Genomic DNA, 20,833 nt, shown 5'->3' with positions numbered 1-20,833 from the left:
AGGAATGATTATGATGAGCCAACAGGAACAATTGGAAATTGCACCGGTAAAAGCAAGTGAGCAAATGGAATTTACTGCAGCAGATGCAGTTGTGAAGGAACTCGTCCGTGCTGGTGTTGAGGTGGCATTTGGGATTGTAAGCATTCATAATATGCCGATTTATGATGCCATCCTCCGTGATGGAAGAATTCATCTGGTATGCTCCCGCGGGGAGAGCGGTGCGGCAAATATGGCAGATGGTTATGCCCGTGCGACAGGAAAATTGGGAGTGGTCATCACGAGTACGGGAACTGGTGCAGGAAACGCTGCTGGTTCACTGATTGAGTCATGGGCAGCGGGGGTTCCGCTCCTGCATTTAACAGGTGAGGTTGCATCCCCCTATTTGGGAACTGGAAGAGGCTATATTCACGAGTGTAAAGACCAGCTGTCTATTATGGAGGGTTCATGCAAAAAAGCTATGCGGCTAAGAAGGCCTGAACAGGCAGCTGCGGTTATCAGGCAAGCCATTAAGGAAGCTGCTGCTGTACCTTCAGGACCTGTTTCAGTAGAAATTCCAATCGATTTCCAATCTGCAATTATACCGGATTATTCATTGGAAGAAGTGTATGTTTCAGTACAGGAAAACAGCTCAATATCGTATCTTCCAAAAGAGGCGATAACCAAAGTCAGCCAGGCCCGCCGCCCGGTCATTTGGGCAGGTGGGGGCGTCATTAGCTCCGGGGCTTCCAAAGAATTGCAGGAGCTTGCGGAAAGGATCGGGGCAGCCGTTATTACGAGCCAATCAGGAAAGGGCAGCATTCCGGAGGATCATCCTCAATGTATTGGCCACTTTGCATCATTTGAATTAACAAAAGATTTAGTGAAAAAATCGGATCTCCTGATCAGCATTGGAGTCAGATTTAGAGGGAATGAAACCTCCAACTGGAAAATAGAAATTCCAGAAAATCATATCAGCATTGATGCTGATCTCCAGGCAATGAACAGAAATTATGCCGCGGCCATTGGGCTGGCAGGTGATGCTAAGCTTATATTGAGAAAAGTAAATGAAGAATTGGCTAAGGAATCATTATCACCTTCCAAAGATTATTTGGAAGAAGTGCTATCAGTAAGGAAAGAACTGCGTCTTCAGTTGAGAGCAACACTTGGACCATATGAAAAAATTGCTGATGCTATGCGTAAATTGCTCCCGCGGGATACTGTATTGGTGCGTGACGTTACGGTACAGGCAAATGTCTGGGGCAGCCGATTATTTGAAATATATCAGCCGCGTACATCCATACATGCTTCAGGCGGAGGAATTGGGCAAGGCTTGCCGACTGCAATCGGAGCACAAATGGGATGTAAGGATAGACAAGTTGTTTTATTAGCTGGAGATGGCGGCTTCATGGTCAATGTCGGTGAAATGGCAACTGCAGTACAGGAAAGCCTTCCGATAATCGTCATCCTGTTTGATGATGCAGGATATGGTGTTCTCCGAAATATTCAGGATGCCGCCTATGGACGGCAGGTTGCGGTCGATTTAGTTAGCCCCGATTTCGTTTTGCTGGCTCAGTCCATGGGATTTGCATCTGCAAAAATCGGTTCTCCGGAAGAATTCGCATCCGAGCTGGAGAAGGCAATGGACAAGAGAAAACCATCCATGATCGTAGTGGATATGGAAGCAGTCGGGCCAATGGCGAAACCATTTGGTGGGCCTCCTGGCGCGGCGGAAGCGTTCAAACCGAAAAAGTTGTAAGGGAGTGATTTGGGATGATTTCGACGTATCCATTTGTTTCAGGAAAATATTTAATAGCTGGAGAGTGGATCCAGACAGAAAATACAGCCCATGTTCTTAATCCGGCTGATCATCAGGAAGTTGTGGGCGAAGTTGCCTTGTGTACAGAAGAACAGGTTGAATTGGCCATTTCTGCTGCAGCAAAGGCTTTTGAAACCTGGTCGAAAAGTGAGATTGAGGACCGGGCAAACCGGATGAAGCTCGCTGCCGACGAGATTAAAGCAAGTGTCGAAGAGAACGCCACTTTGCTGATCCGAGAAAATGGAAAAGTGCTGGTGGAAGCGAAAAAAGACCTTCTGCGCTGTGTCGATATTATGAAGGAAGCTGCCGAAGAGCTTTTGGAATGGTGGAAGCCTGAATCCATTCCCGGTTCCCAGAAGGTCCAAATCCGAAAGCGTCCCCGTGGGGTAACGGCAGTGATCTCTCCATGGAACTCACCAATGATCCTTACGTTTAAGCGGGTGATCCCAGCTGTTCTTGCCGGAAACACAGTCGTTGTAAAGCCGGCGACAAGCTGTCCGCTAACAATCATGTCATTCCTCAAGACAGTGGCTTCTTATTTCCCTGATGGAGTCATTAATGTTGTAACTGGTTCAGGAGGGCTGATCGGCAATAAGCTTTGCTCAGATCCGCGAATCCGAACCATTGCATTTGTCGGCAGTACCGAGACTGGGAAAGAAATCATGCGAGCTGCTTCAGGCACGGTGAAAAATGTCTACATGGAGCTTGGCGGAAATGATGCGGCTATTATTCTCGAAGATGCCAATCTGGATGAAAGCGCTATTAAGCGACTGCGTTTCGGAGTTCTTAGGGCAGCAGGCCAGGTGTGCTCAGCCATCAAAAGGATCTATGTCCATGAATCCCGATACGGGGAGCTGGTAGAAAAGCTTAGAAAAGAATTTCAGCATATTAAGGTTGGAAATGGCATTCAGCCTGATGCCGAGATGGGGCCTTTGAACAATAAGGCCCAGTACGAATATGTGAATGGGCTGATCGAACGTGCCAGAAAATCCGGAGCTACCGTCATCACAGGAGGGATTCAGCTTGATCCAGAGTCCTGGGATAAAGGCTATTACATACTGCCTGCAATCATCACCGGTGTGGATCAGAAAAGTGAAATTGTTCGTGCTGAACAGTTTGGACCTGTCATTCCGATCCTTCCATTTAAAGAGGATGAGGAAGTCATCAGCCTGGCAAATGACAGTGAATTTGGTTTAAGGGCTTCTGTTTGGACAGAAGATGAAGCCAAAGCATTTGAATTTGCAGACCGGTTAGAGGCCGGCGCCGTTTTCCATAATAATCATACCGTTTTTCAGGATCTCCATCTGGACTTCCCGGGCCTAAAGGAAAGCGGACTTTCACGAGAAACGCGGCATTGCGGTCTGGAGTTTTTTGCAGATTCCTATGGTTTTGCCAATTAGGGGGATACCGATATGAAATTAGCCTTAATAGGAGGCGGGAATATAGGCAGGTTCCTGCTTCAAAGCATTAATATAGACTGCTTAATACCGAATGCGAAAATTATTGGCCTTCATACTCGCTGCCAGGAACAGGCAAAGGAACTATCACGTGAATTTGAAGCGGAAATCTTTGAAGACGTGGAATCCCTTTTAAAATCCGATGCCGACCTGGTTATTGAAGCAGCAACTGTTGAAGCTGTAGAAGAGTATGCTGCTTCCATTTTGCTTTCAGGCAAAGATCTGGTTGTCAGCAGTGTTGGGGCATTGGCAGACCGGGAATTTTATAAGTGCCTTGAAGAAATCTGCATCTTAAATAATACGAAAATCCACTTGCCATCAGGGGCAATCGGCGGACTGGATATTTTAAAAGCTGCCAAATCGATTGGTGAGCTGGATTCTGTCTCCATTATCACCAGGAAGCCTCCTCAGGCACTTCCTGGTGCCCCGCTTAATGGGGAAAAGGTGCTTTTTGAGGGTTCTGCCGCCGAAGCCATTAGAATATTCCCAAGGAATATCAATGTTTCCATTATCTTGTCTCTCGCGGGATTAGGTGCCGAGAATACCGGAGTTAAAATCATATCCGATCCAGCAGCAAGGAAAAATAGCCATACGATTGAGGCAGCAGGTTCTTTCGGAAAGCTATCGCTTCAAGTCGAAAATGACCCGATGCCTAATAATCCAAAGACAAGCTACCTGGCAGCTCTAAGCATCCTGGCTTCATTGAAGAATAGGGATGAGATGATCCGGGTTGGATAGATGTAAACTGGTGCAACAGCAGGAAGAGAATATTTCATTCTTTTCCTCGCTCCTTGGAGAAGCTTATTTTAAGACGAAGGGGGAATTTACATATGATTAAAACGACAACTAAGAATTTAGAAGAAATGACCCAAAAAGAAACGATCGGCTACTTGAACGAAACAGTCCAGCCTGAGGCTGGATCCATTCCTGCCTTTATCCTCGCAGATCCTAAGATTTACGATATTGAGCATAAAAAGGTGTTTATGAAAACCTGGCTTTTTATTGGCCATGAATCAGAAATCCCGAATAAAAATGATTATATGTTAAGAGATTTAGCAGGCTACTCCATTATTATTACAAGAGATTCAGAGAATGAAATCCGCGGTTTTTACAATATGTGCACACACCGGGGGATGAAATTATGCCGTGCTGACAAAGGAAATAAATCTTCATTTGTATGTCCTTATCATGGATTTAATTTTAAAAACAATGGTGATCTTATTGGAGTACCTCTGCAGAAGGATATTTATGGTGCTGACCTGGATAAGTCCAAACTGGGACTCCACAAAATAAGGATTGAATCATATAAAGGCCTTGTTTTTGGAACCTGGAATGAAGAAGCTGAGTCTCTATCAGATTTCCTCGGCGATTTCAAATGGTATTTGGATATTTTAGCCGGACGTGCTGAAATGGAAGTCGTCGGCCCTCCGCAAAGGTTTATCATCCATTCAAACTGGAAGGTAGGAGCAGATAACTTTGTCGGCGATTCCTACCACACAATGGTCACTCATGGATCCATTGCAAAATTGGGCATGGTGCCCAGTGCGACATATTCCAAAAAGGGATACCAAATCCACACTATGAACGGGCATGGTTTAAATCTGGGTACTCCTAATCCTGACTTCGCATTCCCTGAAGAGCTAAAATCTGAATATAAATCCAATTTAACAGATGAACAATATGATGTGCTGGCCAATTTGAAAAATATGATCGGAAACATCTTTCCAAACCTGAGCTTCCTCATTTCACATACAAAGGTAAAAGGACAGCTGATTTCGAATACAACCGTTCGGATGTGGAGGCCAATTGGGCCAGATAAAATGGAAGTGATTGCCTGGTTCCTGGTAGAGAAAAATGCTGCAGAGGACTGGAAGAAACGTTCAAGGGATTCTTTCATTTTAACGTTCAGCCCTTCAGGCATTTTTGAGCAGGATGATACAGAAGTTTTTACTGACATCACCGCTGCCGCATCAGGGCCAATGCCTGTTATGAAAGAACTTGTTTACAATTATACGATGGGCATGCACCGGGAACCGGTCAGCGATTTCACCGGTCCGGGTGTTGTCTACGATGATAAGTTTTCTGAAGCAAATCAAAGGAATTTCTATCGCTACTGGCTTGATCTCATAAACGCTTAAGTAAACTGGAACGATGCCTGAAATGGGGGAATACGGAATGAGTTTAGAGAAAATGCTCGCAACCTATGAATTTGAACAATGGCTCTACAGAGAAGCTGAGCTGCTTGATCATATTGATTTTGATGGCTGGTTCAGCCTTATGCATCCATCCCTGATTTATCAAATGCCTGTACGTGTCAATAAGGAAGGCACCGAAAGGCCGGATTATGCGGAAGATATGTTTTCTTTTAATGATGATATAGATTTGCTGAGCCTGAGAGTCGAACGGTTAAAAACGGACTATGCTTGGGCGGAAATTCCTCCTTCCCGCACCCGCCGCTTTGTAAGCAATGTAAAACTGGCAGACTATGTCCCGAATGAAAAAGCATCTGTAAATAGTTATCTTCTAATCTATCGCAGCCGGAGTACAGACATTCATCATGACCTGATCTCAGGAGAGCGCCGTGATGAATTTACATATGAAGATGGCATCTGGAAATTATCAAAGAGGGTTTTCATTGTCGATCAAACAACACTCAATACCAGAAATCTCGCTATTTTTGTTTAAGGAGGAACATTCAGTATGGCACAGCTAAGCGGAAAATCAGTCTATTTGACCGGGGGCGCCTCTGGCATTGGCAAGGCTGTTACAGAGACTTTTATACAGGAAGGAGCCTTTGTAACTGTACTGGATAAATCAGCAGCTGGCCTCGAGCAATTGAAACAGGAATACGGGGATCGTGTTCTATGCATGGAAGGGGACGTCACTGAATACGGGGATCACATTAACGCCGTTCGAGCTGCTGTGGAAGCGGCGGGAAAACTCGATGTGTTCGTGGCCAATGCCGGCGTATTTGACGGATTTGCCAAATTTAGTGAAGTAACACCAGAGGCCATGTCAGATGCCTATGACCTGTTATTTACTATTAATGTTAAAGGCTATTTTAATGGTGCAAAAGCTTCTGCGGAAGAATTGAAAAAAACAAATGGAAATATGATTTTCACGGTTTCCGGAGCCGGCTTTTACCCAGACGGGGGCGGAGTCTGGTATACAGCAAGCAAGCACGCGCAAATCGGCTTAATGCGCCAGCTTGCCTTTGAATTAGCCCCGGACATCAGAGTAAACGCGGTGGCACCAGGCGGCACATTGACGGCACTCAATGTCATAGGCCCGCTTAAGCCGTTTGTGACAGCAGTCGATCCGGATACGAAAGCAAAAAGCATTAAATCCCGAAATCCCCTCCGCATAGCTATGACCAGCGAAGACCATGTTGGAGCGTATCTGCTGCTTGCTTCTGATCAATCCCGAGCCATTACAGGCGAAGTGATTTCCAGTGATGGAGGACTTGCTGTACGGGGATTATCTTAAAGGAGAAGCGTCATTTAGGAGGATTTTTTTTATGGCAGAAAGCAAAACTACTAAAGCGCCATTAGCTGGAAATCAGGAAATAAACCAGCTGGCTTTTGTTGTTCAGGATATTGATGAGGCTTGTGAGGCTTTTTCAAGTTTACTGGGAGTTCCGAAGCCCGAGTGGTTTTTAACAGGTGATCAGGAAGTATCACAGGTAATTTACCGTGGAAACCCTACTGCATCAAGAAGTAAATTAGCATTTCTAAATACACCAACTGTTCAATTTGAACTTATTGAACCAAATGAAGAACCAGGCACGATGCGGGAGTTTTTGGATCGGGCTGGAGAGGGCATACACCATATTGCCTTTGATGTGGAATCCATCAGTGAACGAATGCCGCTTTTTGAAGAGAGCGGGTACTCACAACTGCAAAGTGGAGAATTTACATCAAGTGAAGGCAGATATGTTTATGCTGATACCTTGAGAGACTGCAAGATATTGGTTGAACTCCTGGAAAGCTCTGAGGCAAGAAATACTGCAGCTCCCCCTGATTCACTATGCCCCTTGCTTGGAACAAATAAAGTCGAGCAGCTGGCAATCGTGGTAAAAAATCTGGATTTGGCTGCAGAAGCTTACTGTAAGCTTCTCGGTGCCGATAAGCCACCCATTATACAATCAGGTCCAAGTGAAATGACGCAGGTCATTTTCAGAGGCCGGCCAACAGAAGGTAAATCAAGATATATGTTTATCAATACACCTTTCATTCAAATTGAATTAATCGAACCAGGTGATTCACCAAGTACTTGGCAGGAACATCTGGAGAAATACGGGGAAGGTGTCCATCATATTTCGTTCGTTGTCGATAACCTGAATGAAAAAATCAGATTGCTGGAAGAAATGGGATATCCTGTCATACAAACTGGCAACTTTTTTAATGGGAAAGGCAAATATGCTTATATGGACACAACCTCAACATTCAAAGTGATTATTGAATTACTTGAGAGATATTAAAAAACGGCTGCACATAAAAGTGCAGCCGTTTTTTTTAGGGTGGCATCACCTCCTGTTTAATTGTAAAATAATACTATTCTAGAAATTATTAGGGGGATTTATGTACACTTACCAATCTTTTGTAACAGATGGAACCTTTACATTATTGAGGCCAGTGATTTCTAGTTTCCTATTAATTACTGTGGTTCTATTCGTTCTTGTTTGGCTTCCTAAAGCCTTGCAGGGTTTCTTGAACGGATTTACGGTTATGGCGGTTGCCCTCATTTCAATCATTATATCTGGCCAGGTACTATTTTTTGGAGCCATTCTTGCCGATGAGTTAGGGATGGGAGGAGGAAGCGGATTTTGGATGTTCCTTGTGATTGTCATCCTGGGAACCGTGAGCCCCATTATTTATTTCATGAGACATAGGGAGGCGGGATCGTGACCAGTTCTGAAATTAAGAAACTGAGAGTCAGGCAGCTCCTGCTCTTAAATGGCACCCTCCTATTCTTCTTAAGTGCGACTTACATTTTACAAATATTAATAGATATTACTTTTTCGCAAATGTTTATTTTCCTTGGCACGGTAACTCTGATTCAATCAATTTTAGGATGGGCAAAACGTAATTCCACTAAATCTATTCTTCCTGTTATCGAACAAATTGCCATCTATGAAAAAGAAAAGATGGGCAATGAATGGAGTAAGCAGCGGATTGTGGGGAGTATTTGGACATTGCTTTTTAGCAGCATACTATTTATCAATGCTTACTTCCATTCTGATTCCGGGGAAATTCTGAAAATAGAGCCGATGTTTTTATTTTTTCTTACAATTGCGATTCTAATCATGACCAATATCAGTATGGTCATTCACAGCAGGAAGGTGGATGTTGCTCAATCACCTGCAAACTTCACAGGGTACACACGTAACTCTAATGTAAGGGCTATTATCTTTGGTGCTTGTTACGCCATCCTTATCTTTGTGTTAATACTTTCTTTAGTCTAACCGCTCCATATATGTTTAGAGCGGTCTTTTTTCTTCTTAAATACAAGTTGACAGGTCGGAATAGTTGGTTATATAATGTGAGTAATTAATTCTGAGGGAGGAATAGATTATGAATGAACGTTATCCTGTTTTTGACGGTGCAGAATCATTCTACTATGAAGGCAATGAGATCGGGATTCTGATCACACATGGTTTTCTTGGAACTCCCCAGAGTGTACGGTTTTTGGGGGAGTCATTTGCCAAGCTTGGCTATACCGTCTTTGCTCCAAGGCTTAAAGGCCACGGCACACATTATAAAGATATGGAAAAAACCTCTCATGAGGATTGGTTTGCTGAAGCAGAAAAGGGGTATCAATTTCTAAAAGACAGATGCACATCTGTTTATGCTGCAGGTCAATCAATGGGTGGTGCATTGACCCTTTGGCTGGCAAATAAATATCCCGAAATTGCAGGTATTGTGTTAATAAATGCCGCTCTCCGGGTTCCATGTTATGAATATTTAAAGGGGAAAACAAATCCCAGATACCTTGATGAAGGTGCACCAGATATTAAAAAAGAGGATGTAGAGGAAATTACGTACGGGAAAGTTCCGGTTCCCTCCATCTTCGAATTGCAGAAAATCATGGAAAGAACACCAGACTTATTACCTTCCATTAAAACACCTGTATTAGGCTTTAAGTCGGTAGAAGATCATGTGGTGCCTGCAGAGTGTACAGATTTTATTTTGGAGAAGATTGGCTCCGTGAAAAAGAAAGCTATATCGCTCTATAACTCCTATCATGTGGCATCCATGGACAATGATAAAGAAAAGATTGTTAACATAACTCATCAGTATATTCAGCAGAATCAAGCAGGCAGCTTGTCCTTTGTGTAAGGACGGGCTGTTTTTTATGTCATGAAACCTTTTAAACATGATACCGTATAAAAAGAAAAGGGTATTCAGCCTGTAATACAGAATAAGACAGTATATTTTTCTAGGGAAGAAGATGATGGAAATGAAGGCGAGAAGTAAATTGCTCCGTATGTACAAATTGCTTTCTATGGCACTTCGCATTATATTTCAAATTTACTGGTATAAATGGACCCGCAAATCAGAAGCAGAATGGGAAAAATTATGGTCTGGCATCGGGAAAAGATTCCGGACAACACTTTTTGAATTGGAAGGGCTGCTGATTAAGATTGGTCAGTTCATCAGCATTCGTTCTGATTTGCTTCCAAAAGCTTTCATCCAGGAGCTGCAAGACCTGACCGATAAGGTACCGCCATCGGAATGGAGTGAAATCCAGAGGATTTTAAACGAAGAGTGGGGGAGCGAGCTCTCTAAAAAGGTGGTGGCGATTGAAAAAGAAGCCATTGCATCAGCATCGATTGGGGAGGTATATAAAGGCGCTCTCCAGGACGGCTCAATTGTCGCCATTAAAGTACAGCGTCCTGATATTCAATCCATCGTACATACCGACTTCCGGACCCTAAGTATTCTTGTCTGGTTTGCTGATCGGTTTGTCCCTATTCCTAAGGGATTCCTTAATTTAAAGGTCCTATTTCAGGAGCTAAAGCAGGTTATTGAGCGGGAGCTTGACTTTACAAAGGAAAAGGATACCCTGCTTTATTTTAAGGAGCGATTTAAAGATAATGAGTTGGTTAAAATTCCCCGCGTGCATCAGGAGCTTTGCACTTCAAAAGTGCTTGTCATGGAATGGGTGGAGGGAAAAAGACTCAATGATTCAGCAGCGGTTGAAAAGCTTGAGATATCCCGTCACGATCTGGCACGCCGTTTGATGAAGATCTTCCTGCCGCAATGGCTGGAACCTGGGATGTTTCATGCCGATCCCCATCCAGGAAATGTGCTGTTTACAAGGGAGGGGAGGATCATTCTTCTTGATTTCGGCATGGCCGGGGAAATTTCAAAAAAAGATGCAGTCTCTTTTCAGAATTTAATTGAATCCATTCTCGCTAAAAACTACAGTAAAGCAGTCGAATGTCTGTCACAGCTGGGATTTTTGCTGCCGGAAGCTAATGCGGGAACAATGGAGAAGCTGCTGTCAGAATGGATGGCATTTGACCTTTCTCAGGTAAAAGATATGGATCTAGTGGCTCTTAAGCTTGAACTAAATGATATGATTGCTGCTCTTCCGATCCAGGTGCCAACCCGCTTTGTTTTTCTGGGCAGGTCATTTATGACAATAGAAGGGATTGTTCGCCATCTGGCACCAGAAGATGATCTTCTTGACCTTGGCAAACCAGTTTTTACAGAGTGGTTAAGCTCACAGGGGAATAAATGGTCATTCATTTGGAGCATTATTCAATCCCAGCCGCTCTTTAAAATTTTTCATTCAGCAGTGGAATTCCTGGAAACACCGCGTAAATTGGAAAAAATGAAAGAGGCCGGGCAAAGAAGGGATTTTCAGTTTACGATCTATGAAAATCGAAAAAAACAGCTTTTTCAGCTATTCATGCTAGGTTTAACTGGGTCTGGCTTTGGCATTTATTTAGAAGAAATGCTGATCATGCAATTATCCGCAGGCATCGCAGCCATTGCGCTTGCAGGGTTTGGAGTAAACAGTTGGAGGCTGGGAAAATGGCTGAAATATATGCCGGAAAAACGGAGATAATCAAAAGAGCCGAGTTTTGGCTCTTTTTTACTATTTTGATATATAACCCGCCAGATTATGATAAAATAATTAGTTAGGTAAACAATTATTCGGAAAAGGAGAGTACTCAGTGTGCTAATTCAAATCAATAAACAACTGGAGAAAATGATGCCATTGATTACTCCAATAAGCGTGGTTCTAGGTGTTATGCTCGCTGGTTATATTAAGGATTTTGCTTTTATCATCCCTTGGGTTTTTGCGTTTATGACGTTTTCAGGCAGTCTGAACTCCAGTTTTAGCAGTTTAAAAGAAATCCTTCATCATCCAAAGCCGCTTTTCCTCATATTGTTTCTGCTTCATATTTTGATGCCTCTCTTTGCATGGAGCACAGGTAAACTTGCGTTTGGTGATGATTCATTAACTATTACCGGGCTGGTATTGGCTATGGCCATTCCGACCGGCATATCGAGCTTCATCTGGGTTTCCATTTATCGCGGCAATATTCCGCTGACATTGTCCATCATTCTGGTAGATACCTTTTTGTCACCATTTATTGTTCCGCTGACATTGTCGATATTTTTCCAGAAATCTGTACAGATCGATGTTGTGCCGATGATGGCTGGATTATTCGGCATGATTGTTCTGCCTTCTTTTCTTGGTATGCTCTTCAATCAATTTGCAGGAAAAAGCGCTGCAGCCTTGAGCAGCCGGCTCTCTCCTTTTTCTAAGCTAGGAATGGCCATTGTGGTCATGCTGAATGGAGCTGTCGTCGCCCCGTATCTGAAGGAGGTAAATCTTAAATTGGTCCTCATCGGGCTTGCTGTATTTTGTGTGGCGTTTATGGGCTATCTTATCTCTTTCATCATCGCTAATTTACTGAAATACGATCAGGGCACAACTGTGGCCGTTACGTTTAATGGCGGGATGAGGAATATCAGCGTTGGCTCCGTCCTGGCAGTTACTTATTTTCCTGCTCCTGTTGCTGTTCCTGTGGTCATCGGCATGCTCTTTCAGCAGGTATTGGCGTCCCTGTATGGGATTATAATGAAGCGTCATTTCAGCAGGAAGGTTCTTCAGGAAGGTCATACTGTGTAAGGTTTAAGCTCCTGTTTCAGGAGCTTTTTTTGTTTGCCAATATATCATAAAAATAAATTTTTAATTAAATCATCCTTCCGCACATAAAAAAGCGTTATGCGCACATAAAATTTTTATCTGCACATAAAAATATTTTTCAATATAAAAGTGTGCCATCTGCATACAAAATTGGCTGAAATAATGGCCCAACAAGCAATTAAATATATAAATTTTACTAAATTTGAACAAAAAATATGATTTATCCCGAATTTTAACGGGTAGAATATCGTAGGGATATCGCCGGCATTGAAATTATCTTTAAAAAAAGTTATAATAAGACGTTGTTAACACTACCGAGGGGGAAGTTTTTTTGTCAATCGAAATTGGAAGTAAGGTACAAGGAAAAGTAACAGGTATTACAAATTTCGGAGCTTTTGTCGAACTGCCAGGCGGTACGACAGGTCTTGTTCACATTAGTGAGGTAGCGGACAGCTATGTTAAAGATGTGAATGAGCATTTAAAAGTTGGCGATGAGGTAACTGTTAAAGTGCTTAGCGAGAAGGAAGGCAAAATTGCCCTTTCCATCAAAAAAGCAGTGGACAGACCTGAAGGCCAATCTTCTTATTCTCAGCGCCCGCCGCGCCAGGGAAGAGATGATCGCCGCGGCGGTTCCAGAGATTTCCGTTCTAAAGGAAACTTTAAGCCGAAGGAAAGCTTTGAAGACAAAATGGCAAAATTCTTAAAATCGAGTGAAGAAAATATTTCTTCATTAAAGCGCAATACTGAAGGAAAGCGGGGCGGCCGAGGCGGACGCCGCGGTTAAGCAGCCCTTTAGATAGAGTGAAGCTTCAATCAGCGGGTGGTTTCCCAACTGATTGTTAGTTGAACCAATCTGGCCTATATGCTCAGTTAGACCTGAACCTCTGGATCAAAGGGTGGGGCTTACTGAGCATTAGACTGCGATAAAGGCAAGCCGTTTTAGGCTTGCCTCTTTTCGCTTATATTTCAATTATAATCGGCAGGATCATTGGTTTGCGCTTTGTTTTTTCAAATAAATACTGCCCAAGTGATTTCTTAATGCTCTGCTTGATGACATTCCACTGGCTTTTATCCTGTTCTGGAAGATCATTGACGGTTTTCTCCGCAATCCGATTTATTTCTCTCAGCAAATCTTCGGATTCCCGTGCGTAGACGAAACCTCGGGATATCGTATCAGGTCTTGATATCATTTTGCGCTCATTCTTGCTCATGGTCAGTACGATCACAATCATCCCATCCTCGGACAGCTGCTTTCTGTCCCGGAGCACGATGCTGCCAATGTCACCAACCCCCACTCCATCAACATAAGTATCTCCGGCAGGTACCCGCCTGGTCTGGCGTGCTTCTCCGTTCTCGATATCAACGACATCCCCATTTTTAATGATAAATGTATGCCCAGTTTCAACACCGATGGATTCAGCAAGCAATTTATGATGGTGAAGCATTCTATATTCACCGTGAATCGGGATAAAATATTTCGGCTTCATCAATGTGAGCATAAGCTTTAAATCCTCCTGATAGCCGTGGCCGGACACATGCATCCCTGTTGAGCTTCCTGAACCGTATATCACCCGGGCTCCCAGCTTGAACAGGTTGTCGATAATCTTAGAGACATCGCGTTCGTTCCCCGGGATTGGGGATGCTGCAAGAATCACGGTATCCTCAGGATGAATCTCTGCATCACGATAATTTCCGGCAGAGAGCCGTGAAAGGGCAGCCATCGGTTCACCCTGGCTGCCGGTACATAATATGCACACCTTTTCAGGAGCCAGATTCATCGCTTCTCTTGGATTCACAATCATACCCTCAGGAACTGTCAGGTAACCGCGTTCAATAGCTACATCCACGACATTTACCATACTCCTTCCAAGCAGGACCAGCTTTCGGTTTGTTCTAATCGCAGCGGCCACAACCTGCTGAACACGGCTCACATTGGAAGCGAAAGTTGAGATGATGATCTTGCGTGGTGCTTTCATAAATGCTTCCTCAATGTTTTCCCCGACAATATGTTCAGTTGGCGAAAAGCCAGACCGCTCAGCGTTTGTGCTTTCTGATAGCAGGGCCAGCACTCCACTGCGGCCAATTTCAGCCATCCTATGGATATCAGCATGCTCCTGATTTACAGGGGTTAAGTCAAATTTAAAATCGCCGGTATGGACAACATTGCCCTCTGGCGTCTTGAAAACAATGCCCAGACAGTCGGGGATGCTATGATTCACCTTGAAAAAGCTAACGCCTATTTTACCGAAATCTAGGCTAGAGTCAGAATCTATGGTTATAAGCTCTGAATCACCCATCAGGCGATGCTCCGTTAATTTTAATTCAATCAGCCCAAGCGTAAATCGGGTCGCATAAACCGGCATATTGATCTTTTTGAGAAGATAGGCAACTCCGCCAATATGATCCTCATGTCCATGAGTGACAATCAGCCCGCGGATTTTATCCCGGTTTTCCTCAAGGTATGTGATGTTCGGAATGATCAAATCGATCCCCAATAATGTCTCGTCAGGGAATTTCCCTCCGGCATCAATCACGACAATATCGTCATCATATTGGATCACATACATGTTTTTTCCAATTTCATTGATGCCGCCCAGAGAAAATATGGATAGTTGCTTTCCGTTTGACTCCATATGTAAATCCTCCCACTAGTCATTTTTTATTAGCATTCCCGAATGTGCCTGCTTTATCATACTGTATTGCACACAGTTAGAAAGTTTGTCTGGGGATTTTAATCCTTTAAATCAGCGAATTAATTATTGACATAAAATACCGAAGGATGCATAATAATTCTAATTATAAGAAGAATTCAACAGCCATGACAGGGAACCAGTAAGTAGAACTCAGGCTAAAAGAGAGCAGGATTCACCGGCTGAAAGATCCTGCAGCCTGCAAAGCTATTGAACCTAGCCCTTGAGCTGCCAGGCAAACCTGGCCGAATTTCCTGCGTTAAAGGATTTTCAAAGCGGGCACTTGCTGTGTGAAGTGCCAATGAAGGTGGTACCGCGAAAGACAAAGCTCTTCCGTCCTTTTTAAAGGGATGGGAGGGCTTTTTTTATTTGATTGGATGGTGGATAGCGTGAAAAGGAAACGAATTGTCGTCAAAATAGGAAGCAGTTCACTGACAAATACAAATGGAGGACTTTGCATCGAAAAACTTGAGGAGCATGTAGCTGCACTTTCCCGTTTAAAACAGCTTGGCCATGATGTCATCCTGATTTCATCTGGGGCAGTAGCAGCAGGTTTTGCTGATTTGGGCTATCCTTCCCGGCCTGTGACCATCGCCGGAAAACAGGCGGCTGCTGCAGTCGGGCAAGGGCTGCTGATGCAGGGATATACCGAAGAGTGTAAGAAGCATGGGATTGTAGCTGCACAGCTGCTGCTCACACGGCAGAACTTCCTGCACAAAGAGCAATATCAAAATGCACATGCAACTTTAGCGGAGCTTTTAAAGCGAAATATTCTCCCGATCATTAATGAAAACGATTCGGTGTCGGTGGAGGAGCTGGCATTTGGCGATAATGATATGCTTTCTGCTCTCGTAAGCGGACTTGTTCAAGCACAGCATTTAATCATTCTGACAGATATCAACGGCATTTATGATTCAAATCCGAGGACAAACCCCAATGCGAAAAAATATCATTTTATCACAGAAATCACAAAAGAAATGGTGAAAGCTGCTTCTGGTTCGGGCTCCAAGGTAGGGACCGGCGGTATGGTGACAAAGCTGGAGGCGGCACGGACAGCGCTGGCGCTGGGAGTGCAGGTGTTTATTGGAGTTGGCTGCGGACGGGAAAAATTAGTCGATATCCTCAATGGAAAAGGGAACGGCACCTATGTTGGCAACAGTTCAAAGGCGAGCGTTAGGACATCCAAACAGTGGCTGGCTCTGCATTCAGTACCTAATGGGAAAATTGAAGTGGACCAGGGTGCGGCACACGCGATGTTATCGCAAGGAAAAAGCCTTCTGCCTGCTGGGGTTACGAACATAACCGGGCACTTTCTGGTAAATGATGTGGTTGAAGTTGTAGGGCCAAAAGGAGTCATTATCGGCAAAGGCCAGGTTAATTTTTCATCTGAGGAATTGAGCGAAATCAAAGGCCTGCCAAGCTCTGAAGCCATGGTGATCGCCAACAGTGATCGCAGTGTGGTCATTCATCGTGATCATTGGGTAAGCCAAAAAAGAAGGGAGACGAGATAATGGAATTGATTCAAAAAGGGGAAAAAGCAAGGATAGCTGCGGGGAAGATGGCGAAAATGTCGACGGACCAAAAGAACCAGGCATTGGCATTAATTGCAAAACAGCTAATGGCTGAGAAGCACTTTATTTTAGCCGAAAATGAAAAAGACCTTGCTGCGGGAAAAAACAACAGAATGAATGAATCATTGCTCGACCGGCTTCGGCTTAATGAAGCCCGCCTTCAGGATATGGCGGACGCATTAATCCAGCTTACTCACCTGGACGATCCGGTTGGGGAGGTTTTATCCTCATGGGAACGTCCGAACGGACTCGCCATTACACAAGTAAGGGTCCCGCTTGGCGTTGTCGGCATGATATATGAAGCGCGTCCAAATGTCACGGTCGATGCATCCAGCTTATGTTTGAAGACGGGGAATGCTGTTATGCTGCGCGGAAGTTCTACTGCTATCCATTCGAATAAAGCAATTGTGAAAGTGATTCATCATGCATTGGAAAAGAGCGACTTGCCTTCTGATGCTGTGCAGCTTATTGAGGATACGAGCCGGGAAACCGCTTCGGGGATGTTTAAACTGAACGAATACCTGGATGTCCTGATTCCGCGGGGAGGGGCAAAGCTTATTAAGACAGTAGTTGAAAATTCTACAGTCCCAGTACTTGAGACAGGTGCAGGCAATTGTCATGTCTATATTGATGAAAGTGCTGATAAGGAAATGGCGATAAACATTGCCATCAATGCGAAAACACAGCGTCCTTCCGTTTGCAATGCATGTGAAACGATCATTGTGCACAGAGAGTGGGGGGGCCTGAATGATCTTGTGCTTGCTCTGGAGGAAAAAGGGGTTACCATTCACGGCGATGAAGGTGTATGCGGAGAAAAGATCATTCCGGCTGTGGAAGAAGATTGGGCCACAGAATATTTAGGCTTGGAAGTCGCGTTGAAAGTGGCGGAAAGCGTGGATGAGGCAATCGTTCATATTAACCGCTACGGCACTAAACATTCTGAGGCAATTGTTTCTTCAAACCCAGATAATGTGGAAAAATTCCTGAATGAAGTCGATGCAGCGGCAGTTTACCATAATGCATCCACACGCTTCACAGATGGATTCGAGTTTGGGTTCGGCGCTGAAATCGGGATCAGCACACAAAAGCTCCATGCCCGCGGTCCGATGGGACTGCCGGCTCTGACTTCGACAAAATATATTTTGAAAGGGGATGGGCAGATAAAAAAATAAGCTGCCATTCCTTTTAATAAGAACGAATGAGCCATTTTCCTATTTATTGGTGTCGTTTAGAAATGAATGGTAAGATACATTTAGGTGAATGTGATGAAAATAAAGACATTATTTATTGCCCCTTATCCTGCTATGCTTCCATTAATTAAGGAATGCAGGAAAGAGGAAAAAGATTTGGACATTAAAATAGCAACTGGAAACTTGGGGCAGGCACTCCCGCATGTGAAAAATGCCGAATCTGAAGGCATTGATATGATCATCAGCAGGGGTGGAACAGCAAAGCTGGTCCAACAGGAAACAAATATCCCTGTTATTGATATTCAGGTATCCGGGTACGATATGCTTCGGGTGTTAACCCTTGCCAATGATTTTCCAGGGAAGAAAGCGATTGTCGGCTTTTCCAACATAACGCTTGGCGCCAAAACGATTACTGACATATTGGATATTGGTATAGAGGTTTTTACGATTCAAAAGGAAGAGGAAGTAGAAGCCCTTGTTCATGAATTAAGGTCCAAGGGTTTTGAATTGATCATGGGGGATGTTGTAACTGTTGAGGCTGCTGCTAAAGCAGGGCTCGAGGGAATCCTGATACAATCCGGACGTGAAGCCATCTTTGATGCGTTTCAAAAAGCGAAATCCCTGTATGATTCGTTTCGCAGAAAACAGCAGGAAAACGACCTGCTCAGGGCAATTATTAAGGAGAATACTGACAATATAATCCTTTTTAACCGTAATGCTGAATGTGTATTTGAACAATGGAATACTTTTTCTTCCCCTCCCATACTCTTGAGTGATTTACAGAGTCTTGTACACCGGAAGGGAAATGCAGAATCCGTTGTAATGATTGAAGGTATAAAGGGAGATATGCTTAAAGTTCAGGTTTCAAGCCTTGAAATTGCCGGTGAAACTTATACTCAATTTATTATTAAAGAGCTTAATGATATAAAGAGTTCTTCAGAAAATCTTAACGTGGAATCAGTATCTCAGCTGCCGATGATCATCCATGAAAGTGAAGCAATGAAAGATTGTCTGGCTGCCATATCTGCAGGAAAAAACCGAAATCTATGGCTTTTAATTGGTGCTGCAGGCACTGGAAAAGGATTATTAGCACGCTATATCCATTACTTAAAGCACCAGGGGGCCGGTTTGTTTCTTTCTATACATGCAAAGGAAGCAAGAAGAGGCTTAAATCCCTTTGATGACGACATCCGATCCATATATATTTATGACGCTGAGGACATTTCTGCAGAAGAGAAATCCCGGTTGCTCAACCAGTGTCAGAAATGGGCAGAATCGGGGAAAGAAGTGATCCTCTCTCTATCCAGTGAAATTCAAGAGTTGTACTCACTTCTTTTTAAAGAAGAAACAGTTCGCATCTATATCCCCTCTCTGTTAGAACGCAAGGATGATATAAGAGCTTTAACAGCATACTTTATTGCACATTTTCATCAGCAATATGGAACATCCGCAGTAAAAATAAGGGAGGATGCGATGGAGCTGCTGGAGCGTTATAACTGGCCTGGCAATACCGCTGAGCTGAAAGCATTCCTTTTTGATGTCTTGGCAGCTGAGAAAGGCTATATCATCAGTAAAGAAACGGTTTCAAGACAGCTGAATCGGAAGCAGCGTCCTGTCCAAATTGAAGATAGTCTGTTAACCGGAACACTCGATCAAATTGAAAAACGAATTATCGAAGCAGTTATGAAGGAAGAAAACCAAAACCAAACAAAGGTGTCAAAACGGTTAGGTATTAATCGGTCGACATTGTGGAGGAAGCTGAAGGAGTAATATTCAGCTTCTTTTTTTGTTTTATTATATGTTTAAAAATGCAACACAAAATAAAAAACTAGAAAATACCAAACTATTTTTCTGTAAAATGTGTTGAATTTTGCATTGAAAGCGTTTAATATGAAACTGTAATCGTTTTCACTAATTGTTTAAAATTGAAACAGATATAAAGGGGATGTTAAAATTATGAAGATCAAAGCAACTCTTGAGCGTATTCCAGGCGGGATGATGGTAGTTCCGTTGCTAATTGCAGCAGTGCTTAACACTTTTGCACCTGATTTGCTCCGTATCGGGAATTTTACTGAAGCATTGTTTGTTGACGGTGCATCAGCTTTAATCGCTTTATTCCTATTATGTACAGGTGCTCAAATTAATGTAAAATCATTTGGTGTTTCAATTGGGAAAGGGGCTACCCTTTTAGCAACGAAGTGGGTAGTTGGTGCGGCATTCGGGTTAATCGCTTACATGTTTGCAGGTGAAAATGGCCTTTGGCTGGGTTTGGCTCCAATTGCGATTATTGCAGCTATGACAAACAGTAATGGCGGCCTATTCGTCGCACTTGTTGGCCAGTATGGAAGCAAGGAAGACCGTGCAGCTTATTCATTGCTGGCTCTAAATGACGGTCCGTTTTTAACGATGGTTGCCTTATCTATCTTTGGAGCAATGGGCTTTGTTGATGGAATGTTCTCATTGCAGTCATTCATTGCCGTACTGCTTCCAATCCTCGTAGGTATGGTATTAGGGAATTTAGACGAAGAAATGCGTGCATTCCTTGATAATGGCAGCTCCATGCTCATTCCATTTTTCGCTTTCGCCCTTGGAATGGGAATTGACTTCAGTGCTATTGTAGACGGTGGTCTATCAGGTATTATCCTTGGCCTGTTAACAGTATTCGTAACGGGTACAGCTGGATATTTAGTGTTTAAAGCGTTTAAGTGGAATCCAATTGTAGGAGCTGCTGAAGGCTCAACTGCCGGTAATGCTGTAGCAACACCTGCTGCCATTGCAGCAGCAAGTGCAGGGTTTGCACAGTATGCTGAATTGGCTACAGTTCAGGTTGCGGCATCTACAGTGACAACCGCAATCCTGCTTCCGCTGTATATAGCGTTTTTGGTTAAGCGTCTAGAGAGAAAAGGATATGAGTTTAAAGAAGGAAACCTGACGAAAGTTAACGGCTAAAGGATGTGGTTCT

At 43.6% G+C, this 20,833-nt stretch carries 18 protein-coding genes and 1 other annotated feature; of the genes, 17 read left to right on the top strand and 1 reads right to left on the bottom strand.

The features are described from left to right. Positions 1 to 13 precede the first annotated feature (13 nt). The 13 genes from A361_RS14280 to A361_RS14220 all read left to right on the top strand — a co-directional run bounded on the left by A361_RS14280 (position 14) and on the right by A361_RS14220 (position 13,204). On the top strand, positions 14 to 1,735 hold the full coding sequence (locus A361_RS14280) for a thiamine pyrophosphate-binding protein (protein WP_019381318.1): 1,722 nt from the start codon (positions 14 to 16) through the stop codon (positions 1,733 to 1,735). 14 nt (positions 1,736 to 1,749) lie between these two features. Beyond that, positions 1,750 to 3,195 carry an aldehyde dehydrogenase family protein gene (locus tag A361_RS14275; RefSeq protein ID WP_019381319.1) on the top strand — a complete coding sequence of 482 codons (1,446 nt, stop codon included), beginning with the start codon at positions 1,750 to 1,752 and terminating at the stop codon, positions 3,193 to 3,195. A gap of 12 nt (positions 3,196 to 3,207) precedes the next feature. Beyond that, positions 3,208 to 3,990 carry an aspartate dehydrogenase gene (gene nadX, locus A361_RS14270; protein WP_019381320.1) on the top strand — a complete coding sequence of 261 codons (783 nt, stop codon included), beginning with the start codon at positions 3,208 to 3,210 and terminating at the stop codon, positions 3,988 to 3,990. A 92-nt stretch (positions 3,991 to 4,082) separates the two neighbouring features. Further along, positions 4,083 to 5,390: an aromatic ring-hydroxylating dioxygenase subunit alpha gene (locus tag A361_RS14265; RefSeq protein WP_019381322.1), complete on the top strand. Its 1,308-nt coding sequence runs from the start codon at positions 4,083 to 4,085 to the stop codon at positions 5,388 to 5,390. Positions 5,391 to 5,427: 37 nt separating this feature from the next. Next, positions 5,428 to 5,937 carry an aromatic-ring-hydroxylating dioxygenase subunit beta gene (locus A361_RS14260; RefSeq protein WP_019381323.1) on the top strand — a complete coding sequence of 170 codons (510 nt, stop codon included), beginning with the start codon at positions 5,428 to 5,430 and terminating at the stop codon, positions 5,935 to 5,937. A 15-nt stretch (positions 5,938 to 5,952) separates the two neighbouring features. Further along, positions 5,953 to 6,738, top strand: a complete 786-nt coding sequence (locus tag A361_RS14255) for a 3-(cis-5,6-dihydroxycyclohexa-1,3-dien-1-yl)propanoate dehydrogenase (RefSeq protein ID WP_009334287.1) — start codon at positions 5,953 to 5,955, stop codon at positions 6,736 to 6,738. A gap of 31 nt (positions 6,739 to 6,769) precedes the next feature. Beyond that, the gene (locus A361_RS14250; RefSeq protein ID WP_019381324.1) at positions 6,770 to 7,732 is read left to right on the top strand and encodes a VOC family protein; all 963 of its coding nucleotides are present in this window, start codon (positions 6,770 to 6,772) and stop codon (positions 7,730 to 7,732) included. 100 nt (positions 7,733 to 7,832) lie between these two features. Continuing rightward, positions 7,833 to 8,159, top strand: a complete 327-nt coding sequence (locus A361_RS14245) for a hypothetical protein (protein WP_019381325.1) — start codon at positions 7,833 to 7,835, stop codon at positions 8,157 to 8,159. Beyond that, positions 8,156 to 8,716: a hypothetical protein gene (locus tag A361_RS14240; RefSeq protein ID WP_019381326.1), complete on the top strand. Its 561-nt coding sequence runs from the start codon at positions 8,156 to 8,158 to the stop codon at positions 8,714 to 8,716. Before A361_RS14245 ends, A361_RS14240 begins: the two co-directional genes overlap by 4 nt. Before the next feature lie 109 nt (positions 8,717 to 8,825). Continuing rightward, a complete protein-coding gene (locus A361_RS14235) occupies positions 8,826 to 9,590 on the top strand; it encodes an alpha/beta hydrolase (protein ID WP_019381327.1) in 765 nt (254 codons plus the stop codon). A gap of 148 nt (positions 9,591 to 9,738) precedes the next feature. After that, positions 9,739 to 11,328 (top strand): ABC1 kinase family protein, encoded by a 1,590-nt coding sequence (locus A361_RS14230; protein ID WP_236887881.1) that lies wholly within the window; start codon positions 9,739 to 9,741, stop codon positions 11,326 to 11,328. 111 nt (positions 11,329 to 11,439) lie between these two features. Next, positions 11,440 to 12,402 (top strand): bile acid:sodium symporter family protein, encoded by a 963-nt coding sequence (locus A361_RS14225; protein WP_019381329.1) that lies wholly within the window; start codon positions 11,440 to 11,442, stop codon positions 12,400 to 12,402. A gap of 349 nt (positions 12,403 to 12,751) precedes the next feature. Next, a complete protein-coding gene (locus A361_RS14220; RefSeq protein WP_009334297.1) occupies positions 12,752 to 13,204 on the top strand; it encodes a S1 domain-containing RNA-binding protein in 453 nt (150 codons plus the stop codon). 175 nt (positions 13,205 to 13,379) lie between these two features. Here the strand turns inward: A361_RS14220 and A361_RS14215 are convergent, their stop codons facing one another. Beyond that, positions 13,380 to 15,053 carry a ribonuclease J gene (locus A361_RS14215; RefSeq protein WP_019381330.1) on the bottom strand — a complete coding sequence of 558 codons (1,674 nt, stop codon included), beginning with the start codon at positions 15,051 to 15,053 and terminating at the stop codon, positions 13,380 to 13,382. Between the two features lie 176 nt (positions 15,054 to 15,229). After that, positions 15,230 to 15,454 (top strand) — a binding site (T-box leader). Positions 15,455 to 15,499: 45 nt separating this feature from the next. On the opposite strand from A361_RS14215, the gene proB reads away from it, so the two are divergent. The 4 genes from proB to A361_RS14195 all read left to right on the top strand — a co-directional run bounded on the left by proB (position 15,500) and on the right by A361_RS14195 (position 20,820). After that, complete coding sequence (proB, locus tag A361_RS14210; protein WP_009334300.1) at positions 15,500 to 16,621, top strand: glutamate 5-kinase; 1,122 nt, start codon at positions 15,500 to 15,502, stop codon at positions 16,619 to 16,621. Then, on the top strand, positions 16,621 to 17,853 hold the full coding sequence (locus tag A361_RS14205) for a glutamate-5-semialdehyde dehydrogenase (RefSeq protein WP_019381333.1): 1,233 nt from the start codon (positions 16,621 to 16,623) through the stop codon (positions 17,851 to 17,853). Before proB ends, A361_RS14205 begins: the two co-directional genes overlap by 1 nt. 93 nt (positions 17,854 to 17,946) lie before the next feature. Beyond that, positions 17,947 to 19,641 carry a sigma-54-dependent Fis family transcriptional regulator gene (locus A361_RS14200; protein WP_019381334.1) on the top strand — a complete coding sequence of 565 codons (1,695 nt, stop codon included), beginning with the start codon at positions 17,947 to 17,949 and terminating at the stop codon, positions 19,639 to 19,641. Between the two features lie 186 nt (positions 19,642 to 19,827). Beyond that, entirely contained in the window at positions 19,828 to 20,820 is a 993-nt protein-coding gene (locus tag A361_RS14195; RefSeq protein ID WP_009334303.1) for a 2-keto-3-deoxygluconate permease, read from the top strand. The last annotated feature ends 13 nt before the right edge of the window (positions 20,821 to 20,833 follow it).

Source organism: Cytobacillus oceanisediminis 2691 (genome assembly GCF_000294775.2).
GTDB lineage: Bacteria > Bacillota > Bacilli > Bacillales > Cytobacillaceae > Cytobacillus > Cytobacillus pseudoceanisediminis.
The sequence above is the reverse complement of the archived record's forward strand: the minus strand, read 5'-3'. Positions and strand labels throughout refer to the sequence as shown.

Excerpts from the sequence above, each read along its gene's own strand:
- A361_RS14280 (WP_019381318.1), top strand. The coding sequence starts at position 14 with ATGAGCCAACAGGAACAATTGGAAATTGCACCGGTAAAAGCAAGTGAG.
- A361_RS14275 (WP_019381319.1), top strand. The coding sequence starts at position 1,750 with ATGATTTCGACGTATCCATTTGTTTCAGGAAAATATTTAATAGCTGGA.
- nadX (WP_019381320.1), top strand. The coding sequence starts at position 3,208 with ATGAAATTAGCCTTAATAGGAGGCGGGAATATAGGCAGGTTCCTGCTT.
- A361_RS14265 (WP_019381322.1), top strand. The coding sequence starts at position 4,083 with ATGATTAAAACGACAACTAAGAATTTAGAAGAAATGACCCAAAAAGAA.
- A361_RS14260 (WP_019381323.1), top strand. The coding sequence starts at position 5,428 with ATGAGTTTAGAGAAAATGCTCGCAACCTATGAATTTGAACAATGGCTC.
- A361_RS14255 (WP_009334287.1), top strand. The coding sequence starts at position 5,953 with ATGGCACAGCTAAGCGGAAAATCAGTCTATTTGACCGGGGGCGCCTCT.
- A361_RS14250 (WP_019381324.1), top strand. The coding sequence starts at position 6,770 with ATGGCAGAAAGCAAAACTACTAAAGCGCCATTAGCTGGAAATCAGGAA.
- A361_RS14245 (WP_019381325.1), top strand. The coding sequence starts at position 7,833 with ATGTACACTTACCAATCTTTTGTAACAGATGGAACCTTTACATTATTG.
- A361_RS14235 (WP_019381327.1), top strand. The coding sequence starts at position 8,826 with ATGAATGAACGTTATCCTGTTTTTGACGGTGCAGAATCATTCTACTAT.
- A361_RS14230 (WP_236887881.1), top strand. The coding sequence starts at position 9,739 with ATGTACAAATTGCTTTCTATGGCACTTCGCATTATATTTCAAATTTAC.
- A361_RS14215 (WP_019381330.1), bottom strand. The coding sequence starts at position 15,053 with ATGGAGTCAAACGGAAAGCAACTATCCATATTTTCTCTGGGCGGCATC.
- A361_RS14205 (WP_019381333.1), top strand. The coding sequence starts at position 16,621 with ATGGAATTGATTCAAAAAGGGGAAAAAGCAAGGATAGCTGCGGGGAAG.
- A361_RS14200 (WP_019381334.1), top strand. The coding sequence starts at position 17,947 with ATGAAAATAAAGACATTATTTATTGCCCCTTATCCTGCTATGCTTCCA.
- A361_RS14195 (WP_009334303.1), top strand. The coding sequence starts at position 19,828 with ATGAAGATCAAAGCAACTCTTGAGCGTATTCCAGGCGGGATGATGGTA.